This is a genomic window from Vibrio gelatinilyticus, from assembly GCF_022836845.1.
GTDB lineage: Bacteria > Pseudomonadota > Gammaproteobacteria > Enterobacterales > Vibrionaceae > Vibrio > Vibrio gelatinilyticus.
This window is the reverse complement of record NZ_JAJNNZ010000004.1, coordinates 166,589-186,049: the sequence shown is the minus strand read 5'-3', so window position 1 is coordinate 186,049 and position 19,461 is coordinate 166,589. Positions and strand designations below refer to the sequence as shown.

17 protein-coding genes are annotated in these 19,461 nt (G+C 44.1%); 9 read left to right on the top strand and 8 right to left on the bottom strand.

From position 1 onward, the window contains the following. Position 1: 1 nt before the first annotated feature. The 5 genes from LNL84_RS06895 (at position 2) to LNL84_RS06875 (ending at position 4,201) form a co-directional block, all read left to right on the top strand. Positions 2-700: an ABC transporter permease gene (locus LNL84_RS06895; protein ID WP_244356213.1), complete on the top strand. Its 699-nt coding sequence runs from the start codon at positions 2-4 to the stop codon at positions 698-700. A gap of 114 nt (positions 701-814) precedes the next feature. Next, positions 815-1,537 carry an energy-coupling factor ABC transporter ATP-binding protein gene (locus LNL84_RS06890; RefSeq protein WP_244356211.1) on the top strand — a complete coding sequence of 241 codons (723 nt, stop codon included), beginning with the start codon at positions 815-817 and terminating at the stop codon, positions 1,535-1,537. Further along, entirely contained in the window at positions 1,515-2,105 is a 591-nt protein-coding gene (gene mobA / locus LNL84_RS06885) for a molybdenum cofactor guanylyltransferase MobA (protein WP_244356209.1), read from the top strand. The genes LNL84_RS06890 and mobA overlap by 23 nt, the downstream gene beginning before the upstream one ends. A gap of 26 nt (positions 2,106-2,131) precedes the next feature. Next, positions 2,132-3,907: a bifunctional molybdopterin-guanine dinucleotide biosynthesis adaptor protein MobB/molybdopterin molybdotransferase MoeA gene (locus tag LNL84_RS06880; RefSeq protein ID WP_425244291.1), complete on the top strand. Its 1,776-nt coding sequence runs from the start codon at positions 2,132-2,134 to the stop codon at positions 3,905-3,907. Between the two features lie 27 nt (positions 3,908-3,934). Then, positions 3,935-4,201 (top strand): DUF2960 domain-containing protein, encoded by a 267-nt coding sequence (locus tag LNL84_RS06875; protein ID WP_244356205.1) that lies wholly within the window; start codon positions 3,935-3,937, stop codon positions 4,199-4,201. Between the two features lie 74 nt (positions 4,202-4,275). On the opposite strand, the gene LNL84_RS06870 is transcribed toward LNL84_RS06875, so the two are convergent. After that, the gene (locus LNL84_RS06870) at positions 4,276-5,718 is read right to left on the bottom strand and encodes an NUDIX hydrolase (RefSeq protein ID WP_244356203.1); all 1,443 of its coding nucleotides are present in this window, start codon (positions 5,716-5,718) and stop codon (positions 4,276-4,278) included. 10 nt (positions 5,719-5,728) lie between these two features. Then, positions 5,729-6,208: a GNAT family N-acetyltransferase gene (locus tag LNL84_RS06865; RefSeq protein WP_244356617.1), complete on the bottom strand. Its 480-nt coding sequence runs from the start codon at positions 6,206-6,208 to the stop codon at positions 5,729-5,731. Positions 6,209-6,426: 218 nt separating this feature from the next. On the opposite strand from LNL84_RS06865, the gene LNL84_RS06860 reads away from it, so the two are divergent. Further along, a complete protein-coding gene (locus LNL84_RS06860; RefSeq protein WP_244356201.1) occupies positions 6,427-6,756 on the top strand; it encodes a hypothetical protein in 330 nt (109 codons plus the stop codon). A gap of 427 nt (positions 6,757-7,183) precedes the next feature. On the opposite strand, the gene LNL84_RS06855 is transcribed toward LNL84_RS06860, so the two are convergent. From LNL84_RS06855 to LNL84_RS06830, 6 genes are all read right to left on the bottom strand, one after another. After that, a complete protein-coding gene (locus tag LNL84_RS06855; RefSeq protein WP_244356199.1) occupies positions 7,184-9,064 on the bottom strand; it encodes a propionyl-CoA synthetase in 1,881 nt (626 codons plus the stop codon). Between the two features lie 110 nt (positions 9,065-9,174). Continuing rightward, the gene (prpF, locus tag LNL84_RS06850; protein ID WP_244356197.1) at positions 9,175-10,362 is read right to left on the bottom strand and encodes a 2-methylaconitate cis-trans isomerase PrpF; all 1,188 of its coding nucleotides are present in this window, start codon (positions 10,360-10,362) and stop codon (positions 9,175-9,177) included. 46 nt (positions 10,363-10,408) lie between these two features. Continuing rightward, positions 10,409-13,003 carry a Fe/S-dependent 2-methylisocitrate dehydratase AcnD gene (gene acnD / locus LNL84_RS06845; RefSeq protein WP_244356193.1) on the bottom strand — a complete coding sequence of 865 codons (2,595 nt, stop codon included), beginning with the start codon at positions 13,001-13,003 and terminating at the stop codon, positions 10,409-10,411. 77 nt (positions 13,004-13,080) lie between these two features. Then, positions 13,081-14,211, bottom strand: coding sequence for a bifunctional 2-methylcitrate synthase/citrate synthase (gene prpC, locus LNL84_RS06840; RefSeq protein WP_244356191.1), 1,131 nt, complete (start codon positions 14,209-14,211; stop codon positions 13,081-13,083). A gap of 126 nt (positions 14,212-14,337) precedes the next feature. Further along, on the bottom strand, positions 14,338-15,240 hold the full coding sequence (gene prpB / locus LNL84_RS06835; RefSeq protein ID WP_244356189.1) for a methylisocitrate lyase: 903 nt from the start codon (positions 15,238-15,240) through the stop codon (positions 14,338-14,340). A gap of 18 nt (positions 15,241-15,258) precedes the next feature. Beyond that, positions 15,259-15,948, bottom strand: a complete 690-nt coding sequence (locus LNL84_RS06830) for a GntR family transcriptional regulator (RefSeq protein WP_244356187.1) — start codon at positions 15,946-15,948, stop codon at positions 15,259-15,261. A 284-nt stretch (positions 15,949-16,232) separates the two neighbouring features. On the opposite strand from LNL84_RS06830, the gene LNL84_RS06825 reads away from it, so the two are divergent. From LNL84_RS06825 to LNL84_RS06815, 3 genes are all read left to right on the top strand, one after another. Then, the gene (locus LNL84_RS06825) at positions 16,233-17,207 is read left to right on the top strand and encodes a tripartite tricarboxylate transporter substrate binding protein (RefSeq protein ID WP_244356185.1); all 975 of its coding nucleotides are present in this window, start codon (positions 16,233-16,235) and stop codon (positions 17,205-17,207) included. A gap of 210 nt (positions 17,208-17,417) precedes the next feature. Continuing rightward, complete coding sequence (locus LNL84_RS06820) at positions 17,418-17,915, top strand: tripartite tricarboxylate transporter TctB family protein (RefSeq protein ID WP_244356183.1); 498 nt, start codon at positions 17,418-17,420, stop codon at positions 17,913-17,915. 10 nt (positions 17,916-17,925) lie between these two features. Continuing rightward, positions 17,926-19,452: a tripartite tricarboxylate transporter permease gene (locus LNL84_RS06815; protein WP_244356181.1), complete on the top strand. Its 1,527-nt coding sequence runs from the start codon at positions 17,926-17,928 to the stop codon at positions 19,450-19,452. Positions 19,453-19,461: the final 9 nt, after the last annotated feature.

Here is a 19,461-nt window from a genome sequence, read left to right as displayed (position 1 = left end):
AATGAGCATCACTGAGACAACCATAGAGGCATTGAGCCTGCTATTTAGTTTTGACCCCGACCTTTGGAGAATAGTCGCGGTTTCATTTAGTGTTTCTGTTTCTTCGATTTCTATCGTCACGATCCCCGCGGTCATAGCTTCTTTTTTTCTGGCATACACAGACTTCTGGGGCAAGTGGGCGCTACTGTCTTTAGTGAACACTCTACAAGCCATCCCTACCGTTGTTATTGGGCTTTTGCTTTACATGATGCTTTCAAGATCCGGTCCTCTTGGGGATTGGCAGATGCTTTTTACCCAAAAGGCAATGATCATCGGTCAAATGCTGATTTGTTTTCCAGTATTGGTATCGATGATGCACGGGGCATTACAAAGTTCCGATAAAAGAGCACTTGAAACAGCGGTCACTCTTGGCGTCTCGAAAACTCGGGTTTTTTGCACCTTGGTCTGGGAATCGCGATTTCCACTTACAGCAGCAGTGATTGCGGGGTTTTCAAGGATCATTACCGAAGTTGGTTGCTCGATGATGGTTGGCGGAAACATTATGGGGCTAACCCGAAATATCCCGACCGCCATCGCAATGGAAAGCCATAAAGGAGCGTTTTCACAAGGCGTAGCTCTTGGGATTGTTTTATTGGTCCTCGCACTATTTTTAAACTTCACACTGTCTTCGATCCGAGGGAAAGGCGTTTTAAGAAGTTAATGGCTGTTAAGTGACAATAATTCGGTTCCCCAGATAAACATTGCAAACCTGCAAGTCGAGATTTCTCAGATATAATCATTAATTAGAGTTGTGCGTAAGGAAGACCTTCCATCTATGACAATACAACTGCAAGCCAATCAGATTTCAATGCGCTTTCGAGAGAAAGTGCTCTTTCATATCCCTAACCTTTGCATTGGTCCCAATGAAGCTGTGTATCTTAAAGGTGATAACGGTGTTGGTAAAACCACATTACTCAAAATACTCGCCGGCCTTATAATACCCACGTCAGGGGACGTTTCACCTAAACTGCCCAAGCAACGCCTTGGTTGGCTAAAAAACAGCGGTAGAAAAGATGTGATTTATCTGCATCAATCCCCTTACCTATTTGACGCAACCGTATACCAAAACGTGGTCTACGGGATCCGTTTTAATAAGCTTTGTGAACAGAAAAGACGTGCTTCGGTCATAAATTCGCTACGGATGGTTGGCTTAGAAACGTTAGCTCATGAGCACGTATCTGTGTTGTCTGGAGGTGAAAAGCAACGAGTCGCTATGGCAAGAGCATGGATTATGAAACCATCCATTCTTCTGATGGATGAACCTAGTGCATCACTCGATCAAGAATCTATCGATAGATTGGTCGTTTTGGCTCAAAACCTATTGAGTTTGGGATCCAGTATTGTCGTTACAAGTCACCAATCTAATGCCCTGACACAACTTTGCCACAAACAGTGGTGGATCAAAGATTGTACCTTGGTAGAATCAACCCTATTGCAAGTCATTAATAAAAATGAAATAAACCAAGAGAGTACATATGTTGCTTCCTACTCAGACTAGTTGGGTCATTTTAGCTGGAGGGCAAGCCTCCCGCATGGGTGGCAGTGATAAAGGACTAATAGAGCTTAATTCAAAGCCGCTTATTGAGCATGTATTGTCCATAATGAAACCACAGACAGATCGTATTTCTATTAATGCCAATAGAAACTTTGAGCAATATTCCCAGTATGCGCCTGTGATTAAAGATACCTACCCAGATTATGTTGGTCCATTAGGTGGTATGCACGCGGGCCTAATCCACTCACAGACTGATTGGGTTGGGTTTGTCCCTTGCGATTGTCCAAATATAGATCCAGATCTAGTGAGACGCTTTTGCGCACAAATACAAAGTGACAGCGATATTTTGGTTGCACATGATGGTGATTTTCATCAACCAGTATTTACGATGATGCACAAACGGGTATTGCCAAAGCTAGAAGCCTTTCTCGACCGGGGTGATCGGAAAATCATTCTCCTATACAACGAATGCAACACTAAATACGTCGATTTCTCAGATTTTCCACAGTGTTTTCTTAACTTGAATACTCCGGAAGAGCTTCAGTCGTATCAACAAAATCACTCTAACTAGAACTACAAAGAAGACCGTTTATGGCCATCACTAAAGTAAAAAACATTCCTGTCCTGGGGTTTGCTGCGTACAGTGGTACAGGTAAAACTACATTGTTAGAAGCCTTGCTCCCCTTGTTAACCGACACTGGACTGCGAATTGGTGTTCTCAAACATGCTCACCATAATTTCGATGTCGATAAGCCGGGCAAAGACAGCTACCGTTTGCGTAAAGCAGGTGCGAGTCAAATGCTTATCTCCTCTCGATACCGCCATGCTCTAATGACAGAAACACCAGACGAAGAAGCAAACTTTGAATATTTGATTAATCGGTTTGATCATCAACTTCTCGATTTGATTCTCGTCGAAGGATGTAAAAACATCGCCTTTCCAAAAATTGAACTCAATCGCCAACAAGTCGGTAAACCATGGCTGTATCCTAGTGATGACAACATCATTGCAGTCGCTTCTGACAGTGAGCTTGAACTTCAGATTCCTACACTTGAAATTAACGACTTAGACGCTATTTGCCAATTTATTCAACAATATGTTGTCCAGCAACAATCTACGATTGTTAACTCATCTCCTGCGGTCTGTTGCGATACTCTATCGCCCGCTTTTCTTTCCGTAGAGCAAGGGCAACAAAAGATATTGCGAAGTGTTGATGCTCTAACGAGCAGTGAAGAAATCACTCTTGATAACGCTTATGGTCGGGTATTGGCTAAATCAATCCATTCTCCTATCAACGTACCAGCGTACACCAACTCTGCAATGGACGGTTACGCACTGCGTAGCGATGATCTTGACCACGATGATTTCAAACTGGTTGGCTCAGTCATGGCAGGTTACAGTTACCAAGGAGAACTTGGTGCTGGTGAAACAGTGCAGATAATGACTGGCGCGCCAATTCCTTTAGGTGCTGATACGGTTATTATGCGCGAGCAATCTACAGTTAAAGGTGACACTGTCTCTTTTTCGGCCAAAGCGAGCAAAGGACAAAATGTTCGTCAAGCAGGCGAAGATCTTGAAGTTGGGCAAACAGTCTTTGAACAGGGGTGTCTTGTTGAAGCACCTGAGCTAGGAATGATAGCCTCACTCGGCTTTGGCTCTGTTAATGTCAGACGCAAACTCAAAGTCGCTGTATTTTCTACCGGAGACGAAGTACAAGCCCCTGGTAGCGAACTTAAAGCCAATTCAATATTCGATTCTAACCGTTTTACCATTAAAGCCATTTTACAAAAACTCGATTGTGAGATCATCGACTTAGGTATACTGGAAGACGACGAAATGGTTATGGAAAAAGCTATCGAACAGGCTAGCCATGCGGCTGATTTGATTATCACCTCTGGCGGTGTGTCTGTTGGCGATGCTGATTTTATCAAGAATGTGTTAGAGCGCTCTGGGAATGTCAATTTTTGGCGAATCAATATGAGACCGGGTCGACCTCTCGCCTTCGGCAGTATCAACAATAAACCGTTTTTTGGCCTCCCTGGCAATCCTGTCGCCGTGATGGTTTCATTTATCAACTTCGTTGAACCTGCTATTCGAAAAATGCAAGGCGTCACTGACTTTATGCCTTTTAAGGCAACGGCGATAGCAAGTGAAAACCTTCGCTCAAGACAAGGGCGAACTGAATTTAGCCGTGGTGTCTATTCGATGAATAACAACACAGGGCAACTTGAAGTCAGGCTAACGGGCAAACAAGGTTCTGGAATATTACGCTCAATGAGTGAAGCAAATTGCCTTATCGAAATCTCACCCAATATTGATACGGTGAAACAGGGAGAATACGTGACAATCATCCCACTTCAAGGCAGAATCTAGACAAAATTTAAAATAGGTAGATTTAACATGGCTCGCACTATCATTTACACATACAAAGAAGAAGAAAAGACGCTAACTTTTTCCTACCAGCAGCACAGAAATATTCATGAAGCTGTTGCTGAGGCAGAGGGTATCGACTTAACCGAATTCCTTCGTATGGAACAACAGATCGAAGCCATTTCCGATACAAAAGCGGTTAGAAATTATCGCGATAATCACTTTAGAAAGTTAGGGTTTGGAAAAATCACTCTGGCTCAAAAAGAAAATCGAGGCGTCGGCCAAAAAGATCAATGATCACAGAGCAGATACCAAAAGAGCGACGTCTTACGTCGCTCTTTTTTTATATTTAAACTCGACTTAGAACAGCGCTAACGCTTGAGTTCCCAACGCTCTGCAAGTGATACAGGCAAAACAAGCAAACAAAAAATTGCAACCACAGAAACGGCTATGGATCCCAGACCACTAAAAGAAAGCCAAGATTTAATGGCAATATAAAGCGCAGCGACTAGAGCTACAACAACCAACGAGAATACCCTCGCTTTTCCTTGGTTATTAGGTGAATGATTACGCCAAACCACACTATTGACGAGCATTGCTGCGCTTGCAACTAGCCAATACAAGAACGTCGGGAACGGCCAAACGATGAGTAACACTAACGTCACCAAAATAACGCCAAGCCAAACCCTTTTGCGTGAAAAAAGATCTTCGCCACCAACCAGAGGGCTAACATCTAAACGAATAAAGTGCCAAGATACTAATGCCCCTAAAATGGCACCAACAATCAAATCAGTAATAAAAGCTGAGCCGGTAACAAACATAAAAAAGGATAGCAATAAGGCAGCTGTACTACTAATAACAGCAAACCTTATTGAGTGCCTTGGTGATACTGTACGTATAAAAATGCATGAAAAACAGATCCAATTTGCCATGTACAAGTCTGGAAAACTAAATCCTTGTCCATTTGAGAAACTCAACATGGGCATATAAGCATGAGGGACTGGCATCGAAAATCCTTGTTGTGCAACCACAACAAACAAGGACGTAGCATTAACCGCAAAGAACAATTTTAAGGTTACGGCCTTACCAAAGCTCCAATAAATCAAAGAAATACACATTATCAAAAAGATTGGATGACAAATCACCTCAATGACCTTGCCTGTCATCACTAATATGTCATTCAGCCAATTAGGAGAGTTTAATACAACACCTTGTATACTCTGAATCCAATTGAGTTCCAGTTGGCGCAATGGCGGTGCTTGCTCAATAAGCTGATCAACATAGCGCACCGGTTGATCAGTTGCTTGTTCAAACAACTCTTGAATGACTTGCCACTGTGCTGGATAGCGGTAGCTTTCCTTGGAAATATAGTACGGATTGACCAGTGTAGCGCCTCTTACTTCAACACCATAATGAGGAGCAAACCAAATCGGTAAGTCATTACCACGACCATTAGCACTGTTGTTATAGGCAATAATCTCAGAGTCAGAAAAACAGTGATAAATAATGGCACTGTCTGTTCGTCCCAGTTCCTTCCCTACCGAGACGACTAAACCAGCCTCTTCCCAAGTTTCTCTTTGCGCTGCAAGCTGTGGAAATTCTCCAGTAGAAATGGTTCCACCTGGGAGGGATAACTTATTTGTGATAATTTCATCGACAAGCAATAATCGTTGATCAGCTTTTATTAAACATAACGCACCACGCAGAACCTTCTCATCTGGCGACTTAGCCTCAATAACGCTTTCTTGGGCGAAGGAAAGAGATGAAAGAAGAGTTAGCAACCCTAACAATAAAGTGCGCAAATACCTTTGCAAAATATTCTACCTAATTATTTGATGTATTTTTTCGTAAACAATGAATATGAGGCTGAAACCCCATTTTCTTATACAAGCCCCTGGCAGCATGGTTAAAGTCCCAAACTTCGACCATGACCTGTGCAACGCCGTATTCAGTTAATCGTTTTTCCATCTCTTGAAGTAATGCCGTTGCAACTGAACAATGTTGAAACTGTTCGACTACAAATAGCTCATCGATATTTCCCATCAACACGGATTTACTTATCGGTGATACTAATTCGCAAAACTGCCCGGTCACAAAGCCAATGACTTGTCCCTTTAACTCGGCGACAAGAACAAGACAATCTGGTGACTCTAGGTACAGAGCAATACTCTTTTCAACTTGCACTTCTTCCGGTGTTTTGAAGTCTTCTGGAACATGTTGGTAATGAAACTGATGTAAGCAATACATAAAATGATTGAGAGTTTCTAAATCTGCATCAGTAGCTGAACGGATAGTAAAGTTCATCATAAATAATGGCACTATATTATTGATTACAACGACAGTTGGAGTCAGGCATGCTTGGATACACAGTGTGATGGTTTTGTCAGAGAACTGCAAATAAAAGTCCCTGTATACTCACCTAGCAAGCCAAATGTGCCATACAATTTATTCTTAGAGCTATACTTTTTCATATTACTATTAAACATGCGGACTTTTTCACCGACCAAGGACAACGCAAGAGTATGATTTGGCGAATTATCATCATAAGTGTTTTAGCTAGTTACTCAATAGTCGTAAGCGCGACCCCCATGAAGTGCTCACTTTCAGGAAGTGCAGACCACTTCTGGTTCTATCAAGAACAACTTGTTTACGAGAGTAATCAATTTGTTATCTTCCAGAACTTTAAAGGCCGTGTAGTTACTCAGGTTGATCTAATAACCAATCAATTAATTCGTACTACGTATATTGGCGAGCCGTACGACCCCAAATATCAAATTTTGCTTGGGTCTTGTGAGGAAGCCGCTCACGTGCTGGAGTTTTGGACAATGAGCAAAACGCCGTACGACCACTAACATCTAAGATGCTTGCCAGTATGCTCTATCGTTCACCATTTCCGGTCAAGTATCACCATTATCAATACGTCCTATTTTCCTAGCTCCCTTCTTTAACGATATTATAAGCGTGTCCACATAAGGGTTAAGAAATGCTCAACGAAATACAGATACTCGAACAGTGCATTATGGACAAACAGCACTTGATATTGGCGTACTTGATAGGTGGAGTCCTGATAGCGCTAACTTTTGAAATAAGAAGGCTGCGCAAAAATGATGAACGATCTCCTGATAGAAATCGTTAAAATTGAATCGATTGTTTGGTTGTTAGCTTTGCTGCCAATGTGTGCATTGGCTGTTGAAGAAATGATTAACAACTAGTCATTATCCTATGGAAGCAAAAACCAGCAAAGCACCGACTATAGGCTTTGCTGGTTGATTATTATGTTTAATTAGAACCAAGTGCTTTTTCAATTTCCGATAGACTGGTTGGGTCATCTATTGTTGACGGTACCGTATAAGTTTCTCCATCGGCTATTTGACGAATAACGCGACGTAAAATCTTGCCTGAACGCGTTTTTGGTAACCTTTCCACCACCATTGCATGTTTAAAACACGCAACCGCTCCTATTTCATCTCTAACTTTGCCTACGAGCTCGTTTTCGAGATCCAATGAATCAATTTTCACACCATCTTTGAGTACAACAAGTCCAAGTGGTAGCTGACCTTTTAAATCGTCATGCACGCCAACTACCGCACATTCCGCTATGGCTGGATGACCACCGACAATTTCTTCCATTTCACCTGTTGATAGGCGGTGACCAGCAACGTTAATGACATCATCAACCCTACCCATGATAAATAAGTAGCCATCTTCGTCTAAGTATCCACCATCGCCCGAGACGTAATAGCCTTCAAACTGGCTCAAATACCCTGATTCAAACCTATCATGATTACGCCAAACTGTGGGTAGACAGCTTGGTGGCAGGGGGCGTTTCAAAGAAACAAAACCTTGTTGGTTAGCGCCAACAGGCTCCCCAATCTCATTAAGGATCTCCACCTTGAAACCGGGACAAGGCATAGTCGCAGACCCCGCTTTAACCGTCATAGGTTCTATCCCTACAGGGTTACTTGCAATCGCCCATCCTGTTTCTGTTTGCCACCAGTGGTCAATAACAGGCTTTTTCGCATGCTCGGTTACCCAGGTTAAAGTTGGCGGGTCAAGACGCTCACCAGCCATAAAAATCGAAGTCAGGCTTGTTAAGTCATATTTTTGCAATTCGAGACCATTGGGGTCTTCTTTTTTAATCGCACGAAATGCTGTGGGCGCTGAAAACAACACATCAACATGATACTCTTCACATACACGCCAAAATGAACCGGGATCTGGCGTCCTTACAGGCTTACCTTCAAACAATACCGAAGTGCAACCGTGAATGAGAGGCGCATAAACAATATACGAATGCCCCACAACCCAACCTACGTCAGATGCTGCCCAGAAAACCCCATCTTGCGGCATATTGTAAACAGCCTGCATCGAGTATTTCATGGCAACAGCGTGACCACCGTTATCCCGTACTACGCCTTTTGGTTTTCCCGTGGTGCCTGATGTGTAAAGAATATATAGTGGGTCTGTGGCCATGACGGGAACGCAAGGGTGCGGTTTGGCCACTTCACAAGCTGTTCGCCAATCAATATCTCGAGTTTGGTTCAGTGCTGCTTCACATTCGGGCCTTTGATAGAGGAACACTTTTTCAGGTTTCCAACGGCTGTCCATAATCGCTTTGTCGATGAGGGGTTTATAAGGTAGTACTTTGTTCACCTCAATCCCACAAGACGCGGTCATTACAACCTTAGGCTCTGCATCTTCGATACGTACCGCCAACTCATTTGGTGCAAACCCTCCAAACACAACTGAATGGATAGCCCCTATTCGAGCACACGCCAACATTGCCATCGCAGCTTCAGGGATCATCGGCATATAAATGACCACACGATCGCCTTTTCGGACGCCCTCTTGGGCTAACATACCAGCGAGCTTCGCCACTTTATCGCGCAGTTCATTGTACGTATACTGGCGCTTGACTTGGGTCACCGGTGAGTCGTAAATCAGCGCTGTTTTCTCACCTCGACCATGTTCACAATGATAATCAAGCGCAAGCCAACAAGTATTAAGAACTCCATCAGGAAACCAGCGTTCTATTCCGTTTTCATCTTTTGCCAGTATAGTTTTCGGCTCCTCAAACCAATCGAGTTTTTTAGCTTGGGTTTTCCAAAAGTGTTCCGGCTCTTTTTCTGCCAATTGGTATTCGTGTTGATATGCAGACATAACGTATCCTCCAATATACCTGTCATGCTTGAAGCTACAGCTCGGCTTCAACGGCGCGATACTCCATAACGCCATTTCCTCAACTTCAAAAACTCGGTATGCAAGTCATTTTATTTGATAGTATCGAACGGTACGCTGACCGCTCCTTCCATTAAAATCCGTGCACTACGGCTCATCGTAGCTTGCTCAACCGTCCAGCCCTGTTTAGTATTTCTGGCTTTCGCCCCCACTTTGAGTGTTCCCGATGGGTGCCCAAAGGTAATGACATTTCTTTGTCCGCCACCCGCTGCGAGGTTAACCAATGTACCTGGAACGGCCGCAGCTGAGGCAATGGCTACAGCGGCTGTTCCCATCATTGCATGATGCAATTTCCCCATAGACATAGCCCGCACGAGTAAATCCACATTTTCTGCCTCGACAGGCTTACCACTTGATGACAAATAGTGTTTGGGTTTGGAAACAAACGCCACTTTAGGCGTATGCTGGCGAGATTTAGCTTCCGATATATCGTTAATCAGACCCATTTTAAGCGCGCCATAAGCCCTAATTAACTCGAGGCGATGCAAGGCTTCTTCGCTGTTATTAATGTCATCTTGCAGTTCAGCTCCCGAATAACCAAGTGCTTGAGCCTCGATAAAGATGGTGGGTATACCTGCATTGATTAAGGTTGCATTAAAGGAACCCAATTCTGGTACCCATAAATCGTCTATTAAATTACCCGTGGGAAACATCGAGCCATCACCCTCGGCGGGAGCGATAAAATCGACTTCGATTTCGGCGGCGGGAAAAGAGACACCATCAAGTTCAAAGTCCCCAGTTTCCAGTACCTCACCATTGCATATTGGTACGCGAACGACTAAGGTTTTCTTAATATTGGCTTGCCAAATACGCACTGTTACGATATCTGTATTTTCCAGCTTCTGCTGAGAAATATACCCACTATGAATCGCAAAGGCACCGACCGCTGCTGTCAAATTGCCGCAGTTACCACTCCAGTCAACAAACGGTTTATCAATTGCAACCTGCCCAAATAGATAGTCAACGTCATGATCATCACGACTACTTTTAGACACGATGACCGTCTTACTGGTACTTGACGTCGCCCCTCCCATACCGTCAATTTGTTTGCCATAAGGATCCGGGCTGCCTATCACCCTAAGTAGCAACGCGTCTCTTGCTTGGCCTGCTTGTTTGGCGTTCTCTGGTAAATCTTCAAGCCGAAAAAATACACCTTTGCTGGTTCCACCTCGCATATAAGTCGCTGCGACTTTGAGTTGTTTCTGCACATGGCCCTTCATAAGCAGACCTCGCGAATCACCATATTGTTGTTCATTGGTTAATCCTTTAATTAGCAAGGAAATCTTGAGCAAAGCGTTGTAATACACCACCCGCTTTATACACGTGCACTTCATCTGCGGTGTCCAGGCGACAAGTCACTGGAACATCGATTTTTTCACCATTACGACGAGTAATGACCAAAGCCAAATCTACACCAGGCGCGATATCACCCATAACGTCATACAACTCTGAACCATCGAGCTTGAGTGTTTTTCGACTAACACCTTGTTTTAGTTGTAATGGCAGCACGCCCATCCCAACTAAGTTGGTACGGTGTATGCGCTCGAAACCCTCGGCAACGATTGCTTCAACACCAGCAAGCCGGACGCCTTTGGCGGCCCAATCACGAGAAGAACCCTGACCATAATCCGCACCTGCCACAATGATAAGTGGCTGTTTGCGATCCATATACGTTTCAATCGCTTCCCACATACGGACGACTTTACCTTCGGGCTCAAGGCGCGTTAGCGATCCTTGTCGAACTTCTCCGTTTTCGGTCACCATTTCATTGAGTAATTTAGGATTCGCAAATGTGGCTCTTTGAGCAGTCAAATGATCCCCTCTATGAGTTGCGTAAGAATTAAAATCTTCTTCAGGCAAACCCATTTTTGCTAAGTACTCACCTGCTGCACTGCTAGCAAGGATTGCATTCGATGGTGATAAGTGGTCGGTGGTAATGTTGTCACCAAGTACCGCTAACGGTCTCATTCCTGAAAGGCTTCTTTTGCCTGCTAATGCGCCTTCCCAATATGGTGGACGGCGAATATACGTACTCATTTCGCGCCAGTCATACAAAGGAGTTGAGCTTGCTGATTGGTCATGCAACTTAAACATCTCGATGTAGACTTGGTTAAACTGAGACGGTTTAACGTGATGGTTAACGACATCATCTATTTCACTATCGCTTGGCCAGAGGTCATTGAGGTAAATAGGATTTCCACTTGCATCTATACCAAGGGGATCTTTTTCAATATCAAAACGTATGGTTCCGGCCAGCGCATAAGCTACAACTAAAGGAGGTGAAGCCAAAAATGCCTGTTTTGCATAAGGATGGATACGCCCGTCAAAGTTTCGGTTGCCCGACAACACGGCCGTCGAATAAAGGTCACGCTCAATAATTTCTTGTTGAATTGCCGGATCTAACGCGCCGCTCATGCCGTTACAAGTGGTGCATGCATAACCAACGATTCCAAACCCTAGCGATTCAAGCTCGGACAGGAGCCCAGCTTCATCAAGATACAGTTTCGCTACCTTCGACCCTGGTGCGAAAGATGTTTTAACCCAAGGTTTGCGCACCAAGCCTAATTGATTCGCCTTTTTAGCAAGCAGCCCCGCAGCAACAACATTCCGCGGATTACTGGTATTAGTACACGAGGTTATCGCTGCAATGATCACCGCGCCATCGGGTAATTCACCTTCTTTCTGTTCCCATGTGCTCGCAACCCCACGTTGAGCAAGTTCAGCGGTAGGTAATCGACGATGAGGATTAGAAGGGCCTGCAAGGTTCCGCTCTACTGTTGATAAATCAAACTCAAGGACTCGCTCATATTGCGCTGTCTCTAACGCATCTGCCCACAATCCGGTTTGCTTGGCGTACTCTTCAACTAACGCGATCTGCTGCTCATCTCTGCCTGTCAGTCGAAGATAGTTAATGGTTTGTTCATCGATATAGAACAGACCTGCCGTGGCGCCGTATTCTGGTGTCATATTCGAAATGGTTGCACGATCACCAATGGTAAGCGCTTTGACACCTTCTCCAAAAAACTCAAGATAAGAAGAGACCACCCCTTGGTTTCGTAAGAACTCTGTTATCGACAATACAATGTCCGTGGCAGTGATGCCTTCACAACGATTGCCAAGCAATCGCACACCTACAATATCTGGCAAACGCATCATCGAAGGGCGACCAAGCATAACCGTTTCAGCTTCTAAACCACCGACTCCAATTGCAATAACGCCAAGTGCATCAACATGTGGTGTGTGACTGTCCGTCCCGACGCAAGTGTCAGGAAAGGCAACACCATCTTTTAATTGCACCACAGGAGACATTTTCTCCAGGTTGATTTGGTGCATAATACCGTTACCGGCTGGTATCACGTTGACATTTTTGAACGCTGTTTTACACCACTCAATGAAATGAAAACGGTCTTTATTTCTGCGCTCTTCAATAGCGCGATTTTTCTCAAATGCATCTTTATCAAATCCCGGATGCTCTACCGCCAAAGAGTGATCAACAATGAGTTGAGTCTCGACAACAGGATTCACTTTTGCTGGATCGCCACCTTGCTTTGCAATCGCATCTCGTAGTCCAGCCAAATCAACCAAGGCCGTCTGACCCAAAATATCATGGCACACCACTCTGGCTGGATACCATGGAAAATCAAGGTCACGTTTTCTATCAACAATCTGTTTCAAGCAGTTATTAAGCTCATGGGGGGGGCAGCGTCTAACCAGATTTTCTGCGAGAATACGGGAGGTATAAGGTAACGTCCTATAGGCGTCATCGGCGATGTTATTCACAGCAGTTTCTGTGTCATAGTACACAGCCCTGTTACCCGGTAACACCTTGCGGTATTTAGAATTATATTGCTGGTCGCTCATAATCACTATCCAAAAGTCGAGGGGGGAGCCGTGTCAAAGGCACTTTCACACGGCTAACTCATTGAAATAAAGAATAACTAGCCACGCTGCTCAATGGGTAGCCACTGTTGCGCTTCGGGTCCATCATAATCGGCACTCGGTCTAATAATGCGATTGTTGGCTCGTTGTTCAAACACATGCGCAGCCCAACCAGTCAAGCGACTCATAACAAAGATGGGCGTGAAAAGTTTGGTTGGTATGTCCATAAAGTGGTACGCTGATGCATGAAAAAAGTCTGCGTTACAGAAAAGCCCCTTTTCACGCTTCATCACTGATTCAACTCTTTCAGAAACTGCATACAGTTGGGTATCTCCCACATCGGCGGCGAGCTCTTTTGACCAGCGCTTGATTAATGCATTTCTCGGATCAGACTCTCTGTACACCGCATGGCCAAACCCCATGATCTTTTCTTTATTGGCTAACATCGAAAGTATGTGCGACTCGGCTTCGTCAGGTGTCGCCCAATTTTCAATCATCGCCATAGCAGCTTCATTGGCCCCACCGTGCAGTGGCCCACGCAACGTTCCTATAGCGGCAGTGATAGCCGAGTGGAGATCAGATAAGGTCGACGCACAAACTCTCGCAGCAAACGTCGAAGCGTTAAATTCATGTTCGGCATACAGAATGAGTGAACAGTGCATGACTTTCTTATGCAATTCATTAGGCGCTTTGTCAGTCAGCATTTTTAAGAAGTAACCACCAATACACGATTCAGACTGATCTTCGGTATCGATTCGAATACCGTCATGACTAAAGCGATACCAGTAGCAAATAATGGCTGGAAACAATGCTAGCATTCGTTCTGTTGCTTGTTGCTGTTGAGAAAAATCCTCTTCTTGCTCTAGATTTCCTAATACAGAACAACCTGTGCGCATGACATCCATCGGGTGAGCATCTGCCGGAATCAATTCAAGTGCCGCTTTTAAAGCTTTTGGCAAACCTCTTAAGCTTACCAATTTAGTTTTGTACTGATCCAATTCTTGTTGGGTGGGTAAATGGCCAACTAATAACAGGTGTGCGACTTCTTCAAATTCAGCATAATTCGCCAAGTCGGTAATATCGTAGCCACGATATGTTAGACCTGTACCAGTCTGACCTACTGTACATAAAGATGTGGTTCCGGCACTTTGTCCTCGCAGACCCGCACCACCTATTGCTGTGTTTGGCATGTTGAACTCCTTCTCTTCCTTTTTCATTGTCTTTTCGATCTAATTGAAAAAGCGGTTTCACGTTATTGGATTAGCTTTCTTGAGCTTCGATTTTGGTAAAATATAGTATCTCTAAAAAATGGCAGACTAGTCGTCAGACTTCGTTGCAAATAACTGGTCTAGCTTGTCTTCATAGCTGTGGTAATTCAGATGTTGGTATAACTCGGCACGAGTTTGCATCTCAGCAATAAGTGCCTCTTGATTGCCCTGAACTAACAAATGCTGATAAACATTCTCTGCTGCTTTGTTCATCGCTCTAAAGGCGCTCAATGGATACAAAACCATATCCACGCCAGACTGAGCAAGTTCGTTACAGCCAAACAGCGGCGTTTGTCCAAACTCCGTAATGTTCGCCAAAATGGGGACATGCTTTCCCGTTGCTTCTTTTAGGCCACCTGAGAATGCAATGTACTGCTCCAGTGTCGACATAGCTTCTGGAAAAACCATATCTGCTCCAGCATCGATGCAGGCGATAGAACGCTCTAACGCTCTATCGAAACCTTCTACAGCCAAAGCATCTGTTCTTGCCATAATGACAAAATTCGCGTCATTTCGAGCATCGACAGCAGCTTTAATTCTATCTACCATCTCAACTTGACTAACAATGGCTTTGTTGGGTCTGTGACCACATCTTTTTTGCGCGACCTGATCTTCCATGTGTACCGCCGCAGCGCCCGCTTTTTCCATAGAGCGAATCGTTCTAGCAATATTAAATGCACCACCAAAGCCGGTATCGATGTCCACCAACAATGGTAAGTTACACGCGTTGGTAATTCGCTCTACATCTACCAACACATCATTAAGTGTTGTAATGCCAAGGTCGGGAAGCCCATAAGAGGCATTGGCTATGCCACCACCAGATAAGTAAATTGCTTGATGACCGACATTTTTGGCCATCATTGCGCAATAAGGGTTAACCGTGCCGACAATTTGTAGCGGGTCATTATTGGTGACAGCGTCACGAAATAGACTTCCTGGTGACTTAGACATGGTAATCGCTCCTTTTGATTATTCGTCGTCGATTTGTTGCTCTATTAGTATTCGGCTTCGAGAAATATGTCTTCTCATTAGCATTTCAGCCAATTCTTCGTCTCTATTCTTAATGGCTTCAAGGATAAACATATGTTCTTTTAACGCCGCGACAGGCCGTGAGTGTGAACGTGGCGATTGGTACCGATACATCCTCAACTGGTGGTACAATTCATGACAGAGCAGATTGATTAACTTGTTATTTCTACTTGCTTTAATGATTCTATAATGAAAATCAAAATCCCCTTGTTGATGAAAATAGGAAGCACCCTCTACTTTGTTTATATGTTCTGAGTGTTGTGAAAGTAACTGCTCTAAAGCTTCGATCTCATTGTCAGATATTGAACGTGCCGCAAGGCGGGCTGCCATTCCTTCTAAAGATTCACGTACGGCATACAGATCCACTAAACCTTGTTGGGTTAAAGTAATCACTCGAGCCCCAACATGAGGAATTCGCTCTATAAGCCCTAGTCCTTCCAAACGCATTATCGCTTCACGCAACGGCCCTCGACTCACACTGTATTGCTTAGCAAGCTCCGGTTCAGAGATCTTGGAACCCGCCGTAATTTTACCTTCTACGATGGCCTCAACCAGCAGTTCGGTTAGGTTTTCCGATTTAGTTGACTCGCGTGGTAACGCCTCTTCAGAAAGTAATTCGACTTGACTCATCACACCCTCCATTTCTCGTTAACCAAACCCACTATTGTCTACAACTTCTAGTTTATGATGGTAATTTAAACACCATAAAGTCTAAATATCAAACAAATTGTCGACAATATAGACTAATGTCTAAGGAGTTTTCTCGCTCGTGAACTTTATGAACAAAATTACCAATACGCTCTTTATTCTCAATATCGCCACTTTATTGATAATCATGTAACAAGTCATTAACTTTATCTTACCCGTAGAGGTACGAAGTTTTACAAAAACGATACAACATAAGGAACGTGAACATGTTTAAGGCATTCAAACCGACTATTGCAGCATCAATTGTCGCAGCATCACTTTCATTTAGTGCTTATGCCGCTGATTTAGAAAAAATCCATTTCCTCATCCCTGGTGGTGCGGGTGGTGGCTGGGATATGACAGCACGTGGCACTGGTGATGTTTTGGTTAAAGCAGACATTGTCGACAATGTCTCGTTCCAAAACCTCTCTGGTGGTGGAGGCGGGAAAGCAATCGCGCACCTTATCGAAACCGCTAAACGTCAAGAAGATACCCTGATGGTGAACTCCACACCTATTGTTGTTCGTTCACTCACTGGCGTATTCCCTCAATCCTTCCGAGACCTTACTCCCGTCGCAGCCACAATTGCAGATTACGGCGCTATAGTAGCCCCTGCTGATTCGAAATATAACACTTGGGATGATGTCGTTGCGGACTTCAAAGAAAATCCTAAAAAAGTGAAGATCGCTGGTGGTTCAGCAAGAGGTAGTATGGATCATCTTGTGGTCGCAGCGGCGTTTAAAGGTGAAGGATTTGACGCTAAAAAAGTTCGTTACATCGCTTATGATGCCGGTGGTAAAGCAATGGCGGCACTACTTTCAGGGGAAACACAACTGCTTTCAACTGGCCTAGGTGAAGTCCTAGAGATGTCCAAATCTGGCCAAGTTAAAGTGATTGCCGTAACGGCTCCAAAACGCCTTGAGGCTGCACCAAACATTCCAACTCTTGTCGAGTACGGTAACCAAACAGTTTTTGCTAACTGGCGTGGCTTCTTTGCAGCTCCAGGAGTGAGCAAAGAAAAAGTCAAGGAATGGAATGCTGCACTCTCTAAAATGTACACCACAGAAGAATGGGCAACAGTTAGAGACAGAAATGGATGGATTGATAACTATAAGCCTGACCAAGACTTCTACACATTCCTAGAAGATCAGGAGAAACAGATGGGTACATTAATGACCGAACTAGGTTTTTTGAAAAAGTAATTTTAGTTAACAATCAATAAACAGATGAAGGAGGGGCAACCCTCCTCTTAATCTCCACCGCATTCAGTGACTGTCACCTTCTTATTGGTAATAGTATTTGCAACACTCCTTTGTTATTGGGTTGTCTGTGTCCTGAGATTTCCCATTGGTTACTCGCTCGGTAACTGGCTGTTTGCGGATTTTTCTTTTTAGCCTTTCATGGAGCTAGCTATGTCGGATTTCACCTCAAAAATGTTCAGCAAAGAATATTTACTTTGCCGCGATCGCGTAGGTGCAATGATCTTTCTTATTGTGTGTCTCTGTTACGGATACCAAACATCCCTTATTCCTTTGTTTCCAGGGGATGAATACGAACCTTTTACAGCCAGAACATTACCCACTCTTTTAACCTTTATTGGTATCGGCCTTTCCCTGCTCTTGCTAGTCGCGGGGCAGCCAGACAAAAAAAGCGGTGCTGTCATCGATTTCAATTGGAAATTATTGATTGGTTTTGTAGTTCTAATGACAGGCTATGGCATTGGTCTAACGTATATTGGTTTCGTACTGGCCACTGGGTTTTTCCTAATGTTTGGTTTTTATCTATTAGGAGAGAGACGTAAATCAATCCTCTTTGGCGCTTCATTTCCTTTCGTGATCGCTTTTTACCTGATGTTGACTCAAGGGCTGGAAATATATCTTGAGCCTGGTTTAATTTTTACGATTTGGTAGGACACTCATTATGTTAGATGGAATTTTACAAGGGTTATCTACGGCAGTGATGCCAATGAACCTAATGATGGTGATCGTGGGTTGTTTTGTCGGTACCTTTATCGGCATGTTGCCAGGCCTAGGCCCTATATCGGCCATTGCTTTAATGATCCCAATTACCTACGGACTAGAACCCTCTTCAGGTCTTATTCTTATGGCAGGTGTTTATTATGGTGCCGTCTTTGGCGGATCCACTTCCTCCATTTTAATTAACGCCCCAGGTTGTTCATCGACGGTTGTTACAGCCTTCGATGGTTACCCATTAGCGCAAAAAGGCCAGGCCGGTAAAGCGCTTGCGTTAGCAGCCTATTCATCATTTACTGGCGGTACTTTGTCGGCAATTATGTTACTCGTCGCAGCGCCTGCTCTAGCCAGCGTGTCACTGAGTTTCCAGTCGTCTGACTATTTTGCTCTTATGTTGCTAGGATTGTCTGCCGTTGCAGGTTTTGCTGGAAAAGGTCAGGTTATCAAAGCATGGATGATGACAATACTAGGTCTGATGTTATCAACGGTTGGTATCGATAAAGGTGTTGGTGTCGAGCGATTTACATTCGGTCTGACTGATCTAATGGATGGCTTTAGTTTCTTATTGCTCGCTATGGCAACCTTTGCGCTAGGCGAAACCTTGATGGGTATTTTAAAACCAGAAAAAGATACCCGAGGTGAAGAGCAAAGGAAAATGAGTGATATCGGTAGCATGAAAGTAACCAAAGAAGAATTTAAAGAGGTTGCACCCGTGTCAATCCGCTCTTCGATTCTTGGTTTCTTTACAGGCGTCTTACCGGGTGCAGGTGCCACTATTGCAGCATTTCTTTCTTATGGAATGGAGAGAAATCTGGCTCCTAAAGAGAAAAGAGAAGAGTTTGGCAAAGGAAGCATCCGTGGTCTAGTCGCACCGGAATCAGCCAACAATGCTGCTTCTAGTGGGTCATTTGTACCGCTACTTACTTTAGGTATTCCTGGTTCCGGTACTACCGCTATCATGCTCGGCGCGTTGATCGCTTATGGTATTCAACCTGGCCCTAGGCTTTTCGTTGAGCACCCTGATGTTTTCTGGTCCGTAATCATTTCGATGTATTTTGGTAATATTGTACTGGTCATTTTAAACCTACCGTTAATTCCCTATATTGCACGACTACTGGCCGTTCCTCGTACAGTGCTACTACCCATGATCATTTTCTTCTCAATTACCGGAGTCTATTTAGTCTCGTTCAATACTATGGATGTGTTTATCATGATCATGATATCCATGGCAGCTATTGCACTGCGACTCGCCAATTTCCCGCTCGCCCCGCTACTGCTTGGCTTTATCTTAGGCGGGTTAATGGAAGAGAACCTACGACGAGCTTTAATGATCAGTGATGGTGAACTTAGCTTTCTTTGGGAACGTCCAATTACATTAACCTTTACGTCGATTGCTGTACTGGTGCTGGTTGGACCCGCAATATTGTCTATCGTTCGACGTTGGTTTTATAACCCTAAAAAAGCTGAATCTTAATCGAATTTC